Source organism: Halalkalibacter oceani (assembly GCF_023715605.1).
In the GTDB taxonomy this organism is placed as follows: domain Bacteria; phylum Bacillota; class Bacilli; order Bacillales; family Bacillaceae_D; genus Halalkalibacter; species Halalkalibacter oceani.
This window is the reverse complement of sequence record NZ_JAMBOL010000027.1, coordinates 1-18,763: the sequence shown is the minus strand read 5'-3', so window position 1 is coordinate 18,763 and position 18,763 is coordinate 1. Positions and strand designations below refer to the sequence as shown.

At 45.9% G+C, this 18,763-nt stretch carries 8 protein-coding genes; all 8 read right to left on the bottom strand.

What is annotated here, in order from left to right:
• Positions 1-29: 29 nt before the first annotated feature.
• Positions 30-1,181: an Alp7A family actin-like protein gene (locus M3202_RS18500; protein ID WP_251224725.1), complete on the bottom strand. Its 1,152-nt coding sequence runs from the start codon at positions 1,179-1,181 to the stop codon at positions 30-32.
• A gap of 317 nt (positions 1,182-1,498) precedes the next feature.
• Positions 1,499-2,623: a replication-relaxation family protein gene (locus M3202_RS18495; protein WP_251224724.1), complete on the bottom strand. Its 1,125-nt coding sequence runs from the start codon at positions 2,621-2,623 to the stop codon at positions 1,499-1,501.
• A gap of 436 nt (positions 2,624-3,059) precedes the next feature.
• Positions 3,060-3,740, bottom strand: a complete 681-nt coding sequence (locus M3202_RS18490; protein WP_251224723.1) for a RusA family crossover junction endodeoxyribonuclease — start codon at positions 3,738-3,740, stop codon at positions 3,060-3,062.
• Positions 3,740-4,078: a hypothetical protein gene (locus M3202_RS18485; protein ID WP_251224722.1), complete on the bottom strand. Its 339-nt coding sequence runs from the start codon at positions 4,076-4,078 to the stop codon at positions 3,740-3,742. Before M3202_RS18485 ends, M3202_RS18490 begins: the two co-directional genes overlap by 1 nt.
• 210 nt (positions 4,079-4,288) lie before the next feature.
• Complete coding sequence (locus M3202_RS18480) at positions 4,289-5,068, bottom strand: hypothetical protein (RefSeq protein WP_251224721.1); 780 nt, start codon at positions 5,066-5,068, stop codon at positions 4,289-4,291.
• A gap of 216 nt (positions 5,069-5,284) precedes the next feature.
• Entirely contained in the window at positions 5,285-11,878 is a 6,594-nt protein-coding gene (locus tag M3202_RS18475; RefSeq protein WP_251224720.1) for an RCC1 domain-containing protein, read from the bottom strand.
• A gap of 558 nt (positions 11,879-12,436) precedes the next feature.
• The gene (locus M3202_RS18470) at positions 12,437-12,769 is read right to left on the bottom strand and encodes a hypothetical protein (RefSeq protein WP_251224719.1); all 333 of its coding nucleotides are present in this window, start codon (positions 12,767-12,769) and stop codon (positions 12,437-12,439) included.
• A gap of 84 nt (positions 12,770-12,853) precedes the next feature.
• The gene (locus M3202_RS18465; protein WP_251224718.1) at positions 12,854-18,745 is read right to left on the bottom strand and encodes a fibronectin type III domain-containing protein; all 5,892 of its coding nucleotides are present in this window, start codon (positions 18,743-18,745) and stop codon (positions 12,854-12,856) included.
• Between the last annotated feature and the right edge of the window lie 18 nt (positions 18,746-18,763).

The following is an 18,763-nucleotide window of genomic DNA, read 5'->3' as shown; positions in this document are numbered from 1 at the left end:
TGTTTTCACCCTACTATCCTTTTCATTCCTCACTCAAAATCACCGGTCTCACTTAGGCTTATCACTTCAAGCCCAATTAAATTCATTTGCCGTGCATTTTCCACAAAAATATGCTGCTTCTCAAACGTTTCTTCGCCGTATTTCTTTCCTACTACATCCCTCATCGCCTCTCGTAAGACTTCAGATACACCGCCTATATAAAGGAATTTATACTCTGATTTCACTAAATCACGAATTTCCCCTTCCAGCTTTTTTAATAGCGTGGCAGCATATCCTTCTAGCATTTCACTAATAGGCTCCTTGAGTTCAGTGACTTGCTGCGTGATCGGATCTTTCTTTGCCATTTCCGTTCTCCCGATATTGCGTACAATAAAATCTTCAAGTTCACGCACATCACTAAAGTGCTCCAGGAGTTTATGCTCACGGAATTTTTCTAAATACTTTAGATATGCCACATCGGTTAGTGTAGTTAAGGAATCCTTACTCCGGGGAGAGTCTAATCCAGGTGGTAACACCACGATATCTACAGTACCTCCCCCTATATCAACAATTACTGTCACAACCTTTTGAAAGAGGTCAGCTACAGGGTTATCCTCCAATGAGAGGTCTTTCTTTAAGCCCCAGCGGGCGACTTCTCCTTCAATTCGGCATTTACTTTGTTGGACTTCGATATGGATCGAGCGTTCCAAGCCCGGTGTTTTCACTTGTACAATATGATTCCCTTGAAAACGAGCGGCCATTTCGTTTAGCATGTCGCTAAATTTAGATGCCTTGCGAAGTAGCCATACTGGCAACATTGTTTGGAAGTAGTCTACTGTCACATGATATTCTTCTGATTGTCCTTCCCTATTTTCTTCTGTTCTTGCTATTTGAAATTCTGCTATAGAAGCTAAGAACATGACATAAGGAATAATCGACTCTACTTTATCGTGCAGGGTTCGAATATGTTCATTTTTAAACATCTCTCTTTCTGCGAGTTTCCCTACAATAAAATACCTTTCCTCTCCATTAACTTCCGTAGAAATCATCATGTTTGAAATGAATTTACTCTTATCGGTAATCGGATTCACAAAGTAGTCTTCTGCTTTGTCTTTATTAATTTCAACGACATTGGTTGGAATCTCTTTTAAATACCCGTTTATTAACGTCATAAAATACGAATTACCAAAATCTGTGTTCATTCTTCTTATTCTCATAACTAATTAACACTCCTTTTATCATTTAAACTGTTTACAAAGCATTTAAACGATAGTTTAAATGCACGTTGGCTTATTGTATTTTTTGCTACTATTACTAGTATGTTTTCAATCGGAACTATACGTCTTTCCGCTGTTATCCAAGACTTAGATTGAGTCTTTGTTTACGTTTTTTGCACTAGAACCGAATTTGTTTACAATTCGGTTCGGACGATGCAGCAGCGGCAGCAGATGCCGCCGCTGCAACCTAAATCAGCATAAATAGCCACCAACAAATTAATTTTGTTGGTGTGAGCAGCAATCTATAATCCTTTTGCTCTGTTTTTTGGATTCCGATAGTCCATGCTCGCTTCTTTCTCCACCCATCGCGTATAGAAGGGGTGGAGCATGAAATCATGCTCCTTGAAGCTAAATACCTTTAAATCTTCCCTCTTTTCACTCAATTTCTCAAACCGGTCCTTCTGATCCTCCCAGCATAAAACACCAATTTTCTTCCCTGTTTCCTGGTGTTTTCTCTGGGGATAGTTCCATATTGCATTAGCCACAATGAAGTCATTCATTAGATAGTTAAATACAAGATAGTCACTACCTTCATGTTTTAACTGCATCGAGACGAACGCAGTAGCTTCTTCTCTCTTGTTTTCTGGAAAAAGGGTAGGTTTACCATACTTTTCAGCTATAACGTCATACAGGGCATTCTGGGAGCCTATAAAGGGCATTCGCAATGCAATGTACTCATAAGGCATGATACAAAAAGATAGCTTACTTAATTCCACGCTCTTGTCTTCGGACATCGCTTTCATGTAGGAGCGCGCAGCATTAGGCCCCATATAATACACCATATAGCGCGATAACGCAGTTTCTTCCTTGATAAATCGACGAATTCTCCTAATGGTTTCGTCTTCCACTTGATCCGGAAGTATAAAGGTGTGATATTTCTCGCTATTTTCTAATGTAATTCCGTGGCGTATAGGGGATCCTGCATATAACGCAAACGTTTCTTTCCAGGTGCGATCCTCTGTGACGGTATAACCCCAATGATGCAAATGAACAAAGAGTTCATTTGCATCAAGTACACGCTCTATTTTCCTCCAATCGAGCAGCTTATTACGATCCCAGCGTCGCTGAAAGCGTATCCTGTTGTTCTTAAAGAGCATCTCAATAGCGGGTTGGAGCACGTAATATACCACTTCGTACTTCTTTCCATTGCGAACGTGCGGTTTAGACGCTATCCATCCTTTTTGACGCATAATTTGCATTTTCCGATAGTGGTATTTCTTGCTATCTGTAAAAAAGAGCCTCTTAATTTGTGAGGCAGAGAGAATACGATACTCATATATTGCTTGCAAAATATCCAGGTCCTTCACTCTACTTGCTCTCTGTTCGCTTACATAGCTATCCACCATTAAGGCTCGTTCCCTATTCATTAATTCTCTTTCCTCCTCTTCGGCGAAGCAAGAAGGAGGGGGAATGTTCCCCCTCCTCTTCTATGCTGCTGAAAACCGCTCGTCCTCCAAAGCGCATACGCGCTTTCTCGGCAGCTAAATCACAAAACCGTAGCAGAGGGGAACGTGGCTGATCCCCTCTGCTACTTCGTCCAAAATCCGGTCTACACTCTTAGTGGCAAAGTAAGAGGTATAAACGGTTAATACATCAGGAAAATTTACCATATAAAATGTTGAATCAATGTCTGATAATGGCAGTTTATCCAAGACATTCATTGTGAAAACAGGTGTAGATGACCGTTCATCTCTTTTTTTTATGTTAAAACAATACAAAGGAATCCTTCAATTCTAAAAATGTAGATACCTTAGTATAAATGAAAGACATTGATTATACATTATTTTGATCAATCTACTATTACTATGAAGACACATTGTTTCTACAAAAAAAATTTGACTGAGAAGCTACCCATTCTGCGAATGTACGTTCCTCAATTATTGTAATCGTCGTTGACTCCGGCTTGTCAGAATATTGTCCATAGCTCAAAGTAGAAAGATGAGTTAGATTGTCATTTTGTATTAATCGTGCATTTCTAATTGCGTCAAATACAAATGATTGAAAACGATTATCAACATCTATCTCCTTCGTATTGCTAACGTAAAAAAAAATGACCATTGCTTTTTCATAGTGTATTCCAAATTCTTGCTGTATTTTTGTTAAACCAGGAGCTATTAATTTTATAAAATGTGTACGATATTCACGATAAACCTTATTAGGCATCACCTTCTTTAGTGTTGGGAGAACATGTTTTGTTTTTAAAGTAGTCGTTTTCTCAGATGGCTGATACGAAATTTTAAAATCATACTCTTTTCTAAGGGAAGACGACAAAACGGTATGACGATCACCAATTAGTTTTAGCAATTCATCATACCGTTTATAAAAGTATAAATTAAGAAGGTGCTGACGGTTCAGCTCTTCCATTACAACCCTCAATTCTGATTCTAACTCTTCAAACTTAAATTCCTTTACAATATCAGTTTCAAATAAATCTTCAAAATCAATCCCAGGTTCTTCTTTATTACTCTTTATGATTTCATTCATTAAGCTAGATCCTTCTCCTTACTTCTGGAAATTGTGTTGCTTTCCTCTAGTAGTTTTAATTGGTTTACCATTTGGCTAGCACTAACAAAAGAATCTGGTTTGACAATGGCCGTTATCGTTACTTTCTCACCAGAACCATTTAAAGTTAAAAAGCCATGAGATTTCATGACTTTTTCAATCAGGATGGTTTTCACTTTATCAGCATCCTTGCCAACAGTATATTCTTTTTTTAAGGTGAGAGAATCAACTTTACCATTTCTTTCACCAAGATCTACTTCCCCATCCCAAAGATCAATTAAATGTAAAAGGTCCTTTAAAATAAAATTATCTTTATTCACTTCAGCACCCTCCTTATAAGATGTTAGAATATAGAAAAAAGCCCTTTCCGAATTTTTTAATCCGATAAGGGCTTTTTTTCTATTAAAAGACAGTATTTCAGCTCTTTCATATTGTCAATATTACTATATTCTTAGTTAAAAGTAAATTATTTTTGTACACCAGGTTATAATTAGTATGATTTTCTGCTTGTTGCAAGGATGAGCATCATGTTACACTCCCAAATTTAATTCTGTATTTGGATCTCTTTCCATTCGCTCAATCATATCGTATAAATAAGATAAAGCTAAGTTAAAGTTATCATAAGCTTCGTTATAAAATTCCAGATCACCATGTAAGTCATAGTTCAGATATGCATAGCAAAATTCAATAAGTGTATTCAATATTAAATCATACTCTTCTTCTAATCTCTCATATCCAGAAAAGTCAATTTCAGAATTATAAATTGAATCTTCGACAAAAATTAAAAAGTTATTCACATACAAATATCTATCGTTTAAAGATATTGTCTTATCTTCTTCCATAAGCATCCATTCATCCATAATCTCGATCAAAAAAGCTAAATGTGATTCGAAATCCGCTGTTAAAACATTATTATCATACTCATTATAATATTTATGATTTTCTTCTACCTGTATTGCTTGTTGAGGAACTTGATGGTTTGTTTTCGTATGACTAAGTGTTTTTATTACTTCATTAGAAGCGTCGTTAATTACCCCGAACATTATAAATCCAGCTATTGTTCCTAAAATAGCTGTAGAATATCTAATACTATAACCACTTAAAACATCCTTTTCTATGCGTTTTTTTATTACATTTCCTGCAGTGTACAAAACAAGTGATAAAGCTCCATATATCCATACACGAATATTAAAAAGCAAGTACAACCAATTCAAACTTTCTCCTGGACTATTCGGTGAATAAATAAAGGTATCTTTTATAGATCCCCATATAAAAGAAGCAAAAATTAAGACTAGTGCCAATATCGACATAAACATTGTTCCGCGTATTAAATAATAAAGGAATCGCACATCAGCCCTCCGAATCCAATTTATTACTTATTTTAACACAAATTAATTAAATTTTATTAATTTTTAATAAGGCCGTGTTTTGAATTATTAATAAAACAGTCAATTAATTAAAACTTTTCTACTCAAGTTATAAAGAGAGCTTGACTAGAAGCCAAGCTCTCTCTTGCCGAGGACTTATTACCTCGCAACCGCAAAGGTTAATGGATGCCCGTTCGTATCGTATACGATGTCACCATCCAACAACACCTGATACTCTCCGTCCAGCAAACCGTAGAACCAGACAGCCTGACGGCCGTTAACCGGTCTGGTTTCAATCACCTCGTCCCCTTGCAGTAGTGTTAATTCCCCGCTTCCGCTAAAGTCCGGAAACTGGATCGACTTGTAATTGTAAAGGCGGCCCGTGGCCACGATACTGACGTGCGCGGTATCCGGCAAGTCATGAATCGCCTCGGTCACGTCAATCGTTTCCCAACGCTTTCCACCAAGATACACGTCATACTGACCTTCAATCAAATCCGTAAAGGTCGCCTGTCCGTCAATCGTAACGGTTTTCTTTCCGGCCGTCTCTCCTGCCTTGCGCAGTTCCACTTCCAGGTACTCCAGATCATAGGCCGACAGACCGTCGATCGTCAGCTGTCGGGTACCCGGCTCCAGTTGAACGACCGTTACCACCAGCGCCTCCACATCGATGTCGAGTGTATCCTCTTCCGTAATAACAAGTTCAGCTAGTTGGTATCCTTCCACCAGCACTTGATACGTGCCTTCTTCGATATTGAAGAACCAGCTAAACCCTTCATCATTCACTTCCTGGGTATAGCTTACGTCCTCATTGTGCAGGGTCACGTTCACCTGCTGGCCGTCCAGTCCATCGAGATACACCCCGCGTGTTGATGCCAAGGCAGCCTCCTTGACCGTCAGGTCAAGCTCGTCCAGGTCAAAGCCGAGGTCGTCTTCTTCCTCTTCGGTTCCCTCGACTTCAAAGCTGCCCAGCTGCTGATCGCCAATAAAGATCTCATAAGCACCCGGAGCCAGGTCAAAGAACCACGTGATAAATTGCTTCGTCCGTTTTTCCTCCACGAGCTCGCTGTCCTTATACAAGCTGACCATGTGATCCGTCGAAGCGCCTTGGATATGCACTCCTCGCCGATCCTCGCGGCCCGCTTCCAAAATCGTAATGGAAAGATCCGAATCCTCTTGCTCTTCCTGGCCAATTACAAACGAGCCAAGGTAGACATCACCGACATACACTTCATATTCGCCATCGGCCAACTCAAAGAACCAGGCGGTTCGATTCGCGGTCATCTTTTCCTCAATAAGGTCTTCTCCTTGCTTGAGGGTGACGACGACGTTCCCTGGGGTTCCTCTCACCACAATCCCTTTCCGGTCCGGCTGAATTGCGTCGAGAAACTCAATCGATAAGTCTGTTTCCTCTTCTTCTTCGTCCTCGTTATTCGGCTCGCCTATTGTAAAGGAACCATGCTTTTCCCCGAGAACGAAAATATCATACTCGCCATCCTCAAGGTTGAAAAACCACGCCACCCGGTTTGCGGTCGCTTTGGTTTCCACTTCCTCTCCATCTTTCATGAGCGTGACATCGGCACTCGCTACCCCGTTTACCCGAATGCCTTTCCGGTTTGGTTGCGGGCCATCAAGGATATCCACTGTAATGGCCGGCGGTTCGGCCTCGCCTTCGCCCTCTTCCACTTCCCCAATCCGGAATGTGCCAAGGACTTTGCCTTCAATGACCACCTCATACTCCCCGTCTTCCAGATTGAAGAACCACGATAAGCGGTTTGATGTCCGTTGCGTTAGAACAATGTCCTCGTTCTCTTTGTGTTGGATGGTAATGTCCACTTCCTCATTCATCCCTTCAACCCGAATACCTTTTCGGTCCGGTTGCGGCCCATCAATCAAAACAATCGACAGGTCCTCTGGATCGACCGGAGGATCGGTCGGCTCTTCGGGATCCGCTGACTCGGTAAGGTTATCGAATTTCAGGAAGACCGGTTGACTCGTTTCGTTTGTTTCCACGTTTCTTGACCGCAGATACAGCACACCCGGTTCCTCGATGTGAATGCCTTCCGTGGCATACAGCTGCCACCCATCATCCGCATTGAGGTAATATTCATGGACGAGCTTGTCGCTTTCTTCATAGTAAGACGCCGCGATCCACATCTCCTCCACAACCGGATGCGTAATCACCGTCCCGTTCTCTAACCCTTCAAGAGAACGCAAGCTCTCTCCGGTCGCTGCTCGCATCTCCAGAAAAGCAGGAGCTGGAATCGGGGAAAATTCAGGCGTATCATCCTCAATTGGCGAGCCATCGCCTCGTATCGGGACGATTTGATAGTGATACATGACCGTCGGGTCAATCGGCTGATCGACAAAGGTGAAAATCTCGTCCCCATTGTCGGTGATCTGTTCAATTGGTACTCCATCACGATACACCTCATAATGGCTCGCGCCTTGGATCGCATACCAGCTTAAGCGAATGAAATCGGGCCCAACTTCCGCTCCTGTATCGTCATCTTCATCTGGTTCTTCTCCCGTGCCATCATCCGGACGAGGCGGAATCGTCTCATCGACTTCTTCCTCCAGCTCTTCTGTACGGGCCTGAACCTCGGCAGGATCGCTTTCCCCGCCATTGTTTTTGGCGATGACCACATAGTCATACACCGTATCAGGGGTAAGTCTTCTGTCTTCGTAGGCGATTTCTGTTGTTTCGCCTACTCGGACGCCGTTTCGGACAATGAGATACGAGTCAGCACGCTCACTGCCGTCCCAAGCTAACGCGACTGTAGTGCCCGTAACGTCCGTAACGATTAGTCCGGCAACCGGTTCAGGAGGATGCTTTAACGTCTGCGCCTCCACATGAGCGCTTTCTCCTTCGCCTACATCATTTAAGCCAATGACTTCATAACGATATGCGGTATCAGCCTGTAAGCCTGAATCCGTAAAGGTGGTCGCTGTGGTCCGGCCAAGTTCCACGCCATCGGCCAAGACCCGGTACTCGGTCGCATAGGGAGCGGCCAGCCAGGAAAGCGTGATCGACTCTTGCGTCCGGTCTTCGACCGTCAGGTTGGACACGGCATCCGGTACAGGGGTTGGCGTTGTCACAGATACATAACCGGCCTCTGCCTCGCCCCCGTTGTTCATCGCCACCACTTCATAGGAATAAAGGGCTTCAGGGGTCAGGTTTTCATCATGGAACACCGGCTCTTCCACTGTCCCGACGACATCCCCGTTGCGGCTAATCCGGTACGAATCAGCGCCGGCCGCCGGATCCCATTCAAGCGTCAGTTCCCGAGGTTCCAACTCCGTGACGCGCAGATTCTCAATCGGATCCGGCGCCTCTTTTAAGGTCGTCACATCATGAGATGCAGGCTCGCTTTCTCCGACGTCATTCACTGCGACAATCTCATAGGTATAGTCCGTATCTGGCGATACATCTGAATCGGTGAACCGTAATTGATCGGTCGTGCCAATTTCCACCCCATCGCGAAGGACTTTGTATGCCTCCGCCATACGGGAGGAACGCCATCCAAGTGTCACCGCGTCCTGTCGCAGCTCTTCTGTCCGCACCTCGGTAACCGGCTCCGGCCGTGTCAGGACAGTTGTGACCTCCACTCTTTCTGATGTCGACTCTCCCCCGTTATTTGCGGCCACGACATAATAGGTATACGTGGTAGCGGGCTCCAGTCCCTCATCGACATACCCGGGATCACTCAAAGTCGCCACGGCCCGGCCATTGCGATAGACCGTATAGCTAACGGCCCGGTCTACGTCCGGCCACGACAGCGTCACGGAATCAGGTTGGATGTCGGTGACAGAGAGGTCAAACGCCTCTGGCGGCTCCATTAAAGTCGTCATACGCTCTGTCGTGCCTTCGCTTTCACCAACAGCATTGATCGCGACTACCTCATAGTCATAGGTGGTGTTTGCGGCTAGCCCCGTATCGACAAAGGTTGGCTCGCTTCCTTCATAAACGATGGCCCCATTTCGGGTTAATCGATACGACGTTGCCCGCTCACTTTCGGTCCACCGTAAGGTGAGTGTCGTTTGCCCGCGTTCCTCAGCCCGCAGTCGTGTTGGGGCCTCCGGGGCTTCATTTTCCGTGGTAACCGAGAGACTGGCTGGCTCACTTTTGCCCGTCGCACTGATGGCGACTACTTCATACTCATAGGTCCGGTAAATGGCTAAATCCGTGTCCGTCACCCTCGGCTCCGTCACCGTCATGATCAATCGGCCATCCCGGTAGACCTCATACGCTTCCGCCCCCGTTACATGATCCCATGCCAGCTCCGCTGAACGGCTCGTGACATCGACAAGTCGGAGGTTTTGTGGCGTAGCTAGTGCCTCTATTGGAGTCGTTACACGCTGGCTCGCAGCGGGGCCCTGTCCATTTTCATTCTTGGCATGGATTGTGTACTGATAGGTCGTATTTGGCGCGACTGTTTCATCCACATAGCGACCGGCTTCGGTAAAGCGTTCCACTTCAATCCCATCTCGATAAAGGATATACTCATCTGCGTCTTCAACTGCCGTAAAGGACAACGTCACACTCGTTTGAGCGATCTCCTCAATAGTAAGAGTAGGAGCTGAATTTGGTTGACCATCCCCTTCTGGCACTTCAACGTCATCAAAATCAATCGGATCCCCTTCCGAGCCATCATCAAAGACCGGGATCGCCCGATACAGGTTGGTTTCGCCTGGTACGGCCTTGTCGTCGGTAAACGAAATATCCGACGTCCGGCCGATTTCTTCCCCGTTGCGCTCGACAATGTATTCTACCGCTTCTTCGCCGTCTTCATCCTCCACCGGGAACCAGTTAAACGTCACCAGCTGATAGGTGTAGGCATCCTGGTAGGTCGGCTCCGACGCCCCCCCTTCAGCGTTCACAGCTTGAATCCGGTACTCGTAATGGGTCCCACGGCCGACAGACGAATCAGTGAAGGTCGTACCGGATCCTCGGTACACTTCGGTGAAGCCCTCGTCCGAAGCCGCTGACATAACTGAAAGAGCAGAATACATAAAAGTCGGCTTCAGGCGACGTTCTAAGATGTATTCAGTTGCCCCTTCTGTTTCTTCCCAATCAAGTGAAACGGAATTTGTTGTTTGGTCAAAAACTGTGAGTTGTGGGCTTTCCAGTGTTGGAGAGGTAACGTCCTCTTCTTCATCGAAATCAAAATCACTTGGGAGAATAGCAACAAAATCTTCAATTCTAGTAGGTACACTTCTGGCGACACTATCTCCATGACCTAATGGGCCCCACGTATTATTCCCCCAAGTATAAACTAAGCCATCTTCCGTTAACGCCATAGAATAAGTTGAACCTAATGAAACAGATACTACATTCGATATTCCCTCGACTTTTGTTGGAACAGGTTTATTTTCTTGATCTCCGTGCCCTAATCTGCCGTTCCCACCATTTCCCCAAGTATATAGTGAGCCATCTTCCGTAATTGCAGCTGCATGAGCTGGACCGATATCAACAAATTTCACATTTGAAATTCCTTCAACTTTTGTTGGAACAAGTTTATTCTCTTGATCCCCATGTCCCAAAACTCCAACGGGATTAGCCCCCCAAGTGTAAAGACTTCCATCTTCTGTAAGAACTATATTAGCGTGATTATAAGTTTTAGCAACTCTAACATTATTTAAGAGATCGACTTTTACTGGGCTAGTTCTTGTAGTTACATCTCCAAGTCCTAATTGTCCATTATCATTAGCGCCCCAACTGTAGAGAAAACCGTCTTCGGTAACTGCCAGCATATGCTCTGTTCCTACACTCACTGATTTAACATTCTCTAAACCATTTACTTTTGTTGGAATGTTTCTATCAACAGTATCGTTATGTCCTAGATGCCCACTATTGTTTTGTCCCCATGTATAAAGAACACCACCTTCAGTAATAGCTGCAGTGGCATATACACCAAAATCAACAAATTCTACTTTATTCAGAGATTCTACTTTAGTAGGGGAATCTCTTAAATAGAAATTTCCATGCCCTAGCATTCCACTCGCACCACTGCCCCAAGTATATAGATACCCTGCCTCATCAATTGCTGCCCCTCTACTTCTACCTAACGAAATTGATGTTACTCTCTCCAAATTTTCTACTTTAGTAGGAACCAATTTTTGACGAGCACCAATAGAAGTACGATCACCCAGACCTAGTTGGCCATTAATATTATAACCCCAGGTATAAAGATAACCATCATAAGAAATTGCTGCGCTATGGTCAGTACCTGCTGCTATTGATTTTTTTGCAGCTTGAACATTATTTGTTTTTACTTCAAAACGATAAGGCTCGGTTTGACTAAAGGCATTCTCAGCAATTATTTCATATTGATATAGGGTATTTGGAGTTAATCCTTCATCAAAAAAGTTTGTTCCTGTCAGCACAGCAATCTCTTCATTATTACGTTTAATAATATACCTAACAGCATTTGGGACCTCAACCCATGAAAACGAAACTGTTGAGGTAGTCAATTCAATAGGTTCATCTATTATCAGATTGCCCGTTTCCGGCTCAGCTTCTGAGGACCGTATTATATCTGAAGAAGCATGTGCTTTTGACTCCCCTATAATGCTTTTCAATTCATTTGTAAACACATTTAAAGCAAAATCATCATTATTTTGCGGCAGACTTGCCACCGCAACAGGAACCACCAATGTCGTACTTAGCATAGCCGTTGAATACTTAAATCCTTTTGACTGATAGATTGACTTTCTTCTATCTGGTGACATACTATAATTCGTTTTTTTCATCATAATCCTCCTAAACTAAGTAGTGATTTAAAAGAGTAAAGCCCTTAATCACTGAAAAATTAAGGGCTTTACTCTTTAGCCATATAGGCTCTTACCAGCCGGTACTCGCCCCATCCCCAGCCATAGCCTAGTGCTGACATTAGATCTGAACCATCAATACCATTTACGCCATAATACTTCTCACAACTCCTGTCCAGAAGCCATTCAGGATAAGAACACACACGGACCCAATTCTTAAGCTAATAAAACTCCAACTTGTATTCACCCAAGTTTCAAAAAATCTGAAACCCTTCTTCATGGACAAACCTCTTTCACTTCAACCCCTTTTTGTCCTCCTTCCAAAAGAAAAAACCACCGAATACAACGCCCTTATCTATGATCTGTCTTCAAGAGACCAATAAATAAGAAACGCCGCTTTTCGGTGGTTTCAACTTTTTATATATTTTTTACTTACGGTTAAATTTTATACTATATAATTAGTTTATTCAACTTTAGTTAAATGTGTAATTGTATTCCATTTAAATGATTTACAAAATTAATGATCATAACAAGAATGACTTAATAGATATCTCCTTCTTTAAATTTTTTTTTATTTCTCATGAAATCATCCATATTCTCCTTTGTCACTATCAATTTTATTAATAGAATATGTCCCTTACCTGACTGTGATTTTTTCATCGATACCTTTGTGTTGTCTTTATGTGGAAATAAGTGATGTACCCGATCAACTACTGAGTCAAAGTCATCCAAAGAATCAATAGATAGCGAAAAGGTCATAAATATTTGATGAATAATATGGTCTCTTTTTGAAAAACTGAAAATAGGCCAATTAGAAATGATTCGCTTTATGTCATGAGTATTGAAGCGTTTTATACTTTGTTTATTTGTCATCGGTTTCTCCTTTCGATACACAAAGTAGATAAAAGAGAGCCTGGCCTCTATGCCAAGCTCTCTTTTCTGTTTGCCAAAAATGGATTATCTCAAAACCGCAAAGGTTAATGGATGCCCGTTCGTATCGTATACGATGTCACCATCCACCAACACCTGATACTCTCCGTCCGGCAAGCCATAGAACCAGACAGCCTGACGGCCGTTTACCGGTCTGGTTTCGATCACGTCCTCCCCTTGCAGTAGTGTTAATTCCCCGCTTCCACTAAAGTCCGGGAACTGGATCGACTTGTAATTGTAAACGCGGCCCGTGGTCACGATACCGACTAGAGCGGCCTCCGGCAAGTCATGAATCGCCTCGGTCACGTCAATCGTTTCCCAACGCTTTCCGCCAAGATACACGTCGTACTGGCCTTCACCCAATTCCGTAAAGGTCGCCTGTCCGTCAATCGTAACGGTTTTCTCTCCGGTCGTCTCGCCCGCCTTGCGCAGCTCCACTTCCAGGTACTCCAGATCATAGGCCGACAGACCATCGATCGTCAGCTGCCTCGTGCCTGGCTCCGGTTGTGTGACCGTCACCACCAGCGCCTCTACATCGATATCGGCCGGATCCTCTTCTGTTACCACAAGCTCAGCCAGTTGATACCCTTCCACCAGCACTTGATACGTGCCTTCTTCGATATTGAAGAACCAGCTAAACCCTTCCTCATTCACTTCCTGGGTATAGCTTACGTCCTCATTTTGCAAGGTCACGTTCACCTGCTGGCCTTCCAGTCCATCGAGATACACCCCGCGTGTTGAGGCCAAGGCAGCCTCCTTAACCGTCAGGTCAAGCTCGTCCAGGTCAAAGCCGATGTCGTCTTCTTCCTCTTCGATTCCCTCGACCTCAAAGCTACCCACCTGCTGGTCGCCAATAAAGAGCTCATAAGCACCCGGAGTCAGGTCAAAGAACCACGTGATAAATTGCTTCGTCCGTTTTTCCTCGATGAGCTCGCCGTCCTTATACAAACTGATCATATGATCGGTCGTGGCCCCTTGAAGATGCACTCCTCGCCGGTCCTCACGGCCCGCTTCCAAAATGGCAATGGAGAGGTCGGAATCCACTTTCTCTTCCTGTCCAATTACAAACGAGCCAAGGTAGACATCACCGACATACACCTCATATTCGCCATCGGCCAGCTCAAAGAACCAGGCGGTTCGATTCGCGGTCATCTTTTCCTCAATAAGGTCTTCTCCCTGCTTGAGGGTGACGACGACATTCCCTGGGGTTCCTCTGACCACAATCCCTTTCCGGTCCGGCTGATTCGTGTCAAGGAACTCAATCGATAAGTCTGTTTCCTCTTCTTCTTCGCCCTCGTTATTCGGTTCCCCTATTGTAAAGGAACCACGTTTTTCCCCGAGAACGTGAATATCATACTCGCCGTCCTCAAGGTTTAAAAACCACGCCACCCGGTTTGCGGTCGCTTTGGTCTCCACTTCCTCTCCATCTTTCATGAGCGTGACATCGGCACTCGCTACCCCGTTTACCCGGATACCTTTCCGGTTCGGCTGCGGACCATCAAGGATATCTACTGTAATGACCGGAGTTTCGATTTCTCCTTCGTCCTCTTCTACTTCACCAATCCGGAATGTGCCAAGAACTTCGCCTTCAATGACCACCTCATACTCCCCGTCTTCAAGGTTAAAGAACCACGCCACCTGATTGGTGGTTGTTTTGGTTTCCACTTCCTCTCCATCCTTCATGAGCGTGACATCGGCACTCGCTACCCCGTTTACCCGGACGCCTTTCCGGTTCGGCTGTGGACCATCAAGGATATCCACTGTAATGGTTGGTGATTCGGCTTCTCCTTCGTCCTCTTCTACTTCACCAATCCGGAATGTGCCAAGGACTTTGCCTTCAATGATCACCTCATATTCCCCGTCTTCCAGATTGAAGAACCACGATAAGCGGTTGCTCGTCCGTTGCGTTAGACGGATATCCTCATTCTCTTTGTGCTGAAGCGTAATATCGACTTCCTGGTTCGTTCCCTCCACCCGGATGCCCTTACGGTCCGGCCGCGGCCCATCAATCAAGACGATCGACAGGTCCTCTGGATCGACCGGAGGATCGATCGGCTCTTCGGGATCCGCTGACTCGATGAGATTATCGAATTTCAAGAAAACTGGTTGACTCGTTTCATTGGTTTCTATGTTTCTTGACCGCAGATACAGCACACCCGATTCCTCGATGTGAATACCCTCCGTTGGATACAGCTGCCACCCATCTTCTTCATTCAGGTAATATTCATGAACGAGTTTGTCACTTTCTTCATAGTAGGACGCCGCGATCCACATTTCCTCCACGACCGGATAGGTAATCACCGTCCCGTTCTCCAGCCCTTCGAGCGAACGTAACACTTCCCCTGCCTGCGTTCTCATATCCAGAAATGCAGGCGCCGGAATCGGAGAAAATTCAGGCGTATCATCCTCAATTGGCGACCCATCTCCTCGTATCGGGACGATTTGATAGTGATACATGACCGTCGGGTCAATCGGCTGATCGACAAAGGTGAAAATCTCGTCCCCTTGATCAGTGATCTGTTCAATTCGTTCCCCGTCACGATATACCTCATAATGGCTCGCGCCTTGGATCGCATACCAGCTTAAGCGAATGAAATCGGGCCCCACTTCCGCTTCAGTGTCGTCCTCATCTTCTGTTCCATCATCCGGACGAGGCGGAATGGTCTCATCGATTTCTTCCTCCAGCTCTTCTGTACGAGCCTGAACCTCGGCAGGATCGCTTTCCCCGCCATTGTTTTTGGCGATAACCTCATAGACATATACCGTATCAGGGGTAAGTCTTCTGTCTTCGTAGGTCATTTCTGTCGTCTCGCCTACTTGGACGCCGTTTCGGACAATGAGATACGAGTCAGCACGCTCACTGCCGTCCCAGGCTAACGCGACCGTAGTGGCCGTAACGTCCGTAACGACAAGACCGGTAACCGGCTCGGGAGGATGCTTTAAGGTTTGCGCTACCACATGAGCGCTTTCTCCTTCGCCTACATCATTTAAGCCAATGACTTCATAACGATATGCGGTATCAGCCTGTAAGCCTGAATCCGTAAAGGTGGTCGCTGTGGTCCGGCCAAGTTCCACGCCATCGGCCAAGACCCGGTACTCGGTCGCATAGGGAGCGGCCAGCCAGGAAAGCGTGATCGACTCTTGCGTCCGGTCTTCGACCGTCAGGTTGGACACGGCATCCGGTACAGGGGTTGGCGTTGTCACAGATACATAACCGGCCTCTGCCTCGCCCCCGTTGTTCATCGCCACCACTTCATAGGAATAAAGGGCTTCAGGGGTCAGGTTTTCATCATGGAACACCGGCTCTTCCACTGTCCCGACGACATCCCCGTTGCGGCTAATCCGGTACGAATCAGCGCCGGCCGCCGGATCCCATTCAAGCGTCAGTTCCCGAGGTTCCAACTCCGTGACGCGCAGATTCTCAATCGGATCCGGCGCCTCTTTTAAGGTCGTCACATCATGAGATGCAGGCTCGCTTTCTCCGACGTCATTCACTGCGACAATCTCATAGGTATAGTCCGTATCTGGCGATACATCTGAATCGGTGAACCGTAATTGATCGGTCGTGCCAATTTCCACCCCATCGCGAAGGACTTTGTATGCCTCCGCCATACGAGAGGACCGCCATCCAAGCGTCACAGCATCCTGACGAAGCTCTTCTGTCCGCACCTCGGTAACCGGCTCCGGCCGTGTCAGGGCAGTGGTGACCTCCACCCTTTCGGATGTCGACTCTCCCCCGTTATTTGCGGCCACGACATAATAGGTATACGTGGTAGCGGGCTCCAGTCCCTCATCGACATACCCAGGTTCACTCAAGGTCGCCACGGCCCGGCCATTGCGATAAACCGTATAGCTGACGGCCCGGGCTACGTCCGGCCACGACAGTGTCACGGAATCAGGTTCGATGTCGGTGACAGAGAGGTCAAACGCCTCTGGCGGCTCCAGTAAAGTCGTCATACGCTCTGTCGTGCCTTCGCTTTCCCCTACCGCATTGATCGCGACGACCTCATAGTCATACGCAGTGTTTGCGGCGAGGTCTGTATCGACAAAGGTTGGCTCGCTTCCTTCGTAAACGATGACCCCGTTTCGTGTTAAGCGGTATGACGTTGCCCGCTCACTTTCCGTCCACCGTAAGGTGAGCGTTGTTTGCCCGCGCTCCTCAGCCCGCAGTCGTGTCGGGGCCTCCGGGGCCTCATTTTCCGTGGTAACGGAGAGACTGGCCGGCTCACTTTTGCCCGTCGCACTGATGGCGACGACTTCATAGTCATAGGTCCGGTAAATGGCTAAGTCCGTGTCTGTCACCGTTGGCTCCGTCACCGTCGTGATTAACCGGCCATCCCGGTAGACCTCATACGCTTCCGCCCCCGTTACCGGATCCCAGGCCAGCTCCGCTGAACGGCTCGTCACTTCGACAAGCCGGAGGTTTTGCGGCGTAGCCAGTGCCTCCATTAAGGTCGTGACACGCTGACTCGCAGCGGGCCCTAGCCCCTGTTCATTCCTCGCACGAATGGTGTAGTGGTAGGTCGTGTTCGGGGCGACCGTTTCATCAATGTAGCGACGAGCTTCTGTAAAGCGTTCTACTTCAACTCCGTCCCGATAAAGAATATACTCATTAGCGCCTTCGACCGCCTCAAAGAATAACGCCACACTTGTTTGGGTGATCCCCAAGACGGTGAGGACGGGTGCCGCGCTTGGCAACGTGACAGATGGTTCCTCCTCGTCTTCCCCTTCGGGAACTTCCACATCATCAAAATCGATTGGATCTCCTTCGGAGCCGTCCTCAAAGACCGGGATGGCCCGATACAGGTTGGTTTCTCCCGGCACTGCTCTGTCATCCGTAAACGAGATATCCGCAGTACGGCCAATTTCTTCCCCATTCCGTTCGACAATGTATGTCACCGCTTCTTCGCCGTCTTCATCCTCCACCGGGAACCAGTTAAACGTCACCAGCTGATAGGTGTAGGCATCCTGGTAGGTCGGCTCCGACGCCACGCCGTCAGCGTTCACCGCTTGAATCCGGTACTCGTAACGGGTCCCGCGGCCGACAGATGAATCGATAAACGCAGTATCAGTGCCCCGGTACACTTCAGTGAAGCCTTCGGCGGAAGCCGATGACAAAACTGATCGAGCTGAAACCATAGAAGCAGGCTTTAGGCGACGTTCTAAGACATATTCCGATGCCCCTTCAGCTCCCCCCCACTCCAAGGAAATTGAATCCGTTGAATGTGAAACTACAGTTAGTTGAGGGGCAGTTTGTTGTTGTTCATTAGTCGTTACTTCAATAATTAAAGGATCACTTTCACTAGACCCGCGAGAGTTTATTGCAATTAGTTCATAACGGTAAGTTGTATTTGGAGTTAATCCTACATCCGTAAAAACAGTATCAACTACTTCTTCTATAATTTCTTCATTCCTTTTAACGATATATTTGTCGGCGAAGGCAACATCGTTCCAAGACAATGTAACGCTAGTAGAACTAGTCTCAACAGGCTCCTTTAATTCAGGCATGCTCACCTCTTGTTCAATTGGTACAAACCCATACCCATCAAAATGAATTTTAAAGTTGCTAAATGAAAAGTAGGGAAGAGTCTTTCCTTCATCAATATTCCAAGCATTTGGTTCAAATCCAAAGCCGTTCAATCTGTAAGTCGATTCAAGTAAGAGATCTTCTTTTTCATACATACCTGTATAATCATCTTCATGAGTAGTAGGAAGTGAAGTCATCCCCCGATAAATATACGCATGTTCAAAATCTCCACTACTGTGCTGACTACCTATCACTTTTCCCACATGACTTTCACCAGCCAAAGAAGGATTTAATGCGAATACTTGTTGTATTGATCCTCGGCGATGATAGCCTACGATCCCACCAACTTCCTCTTTTCCTTCTACACTCCCAACCGCATAGACATTTTCCAATCTTGGGGTACCTGATGA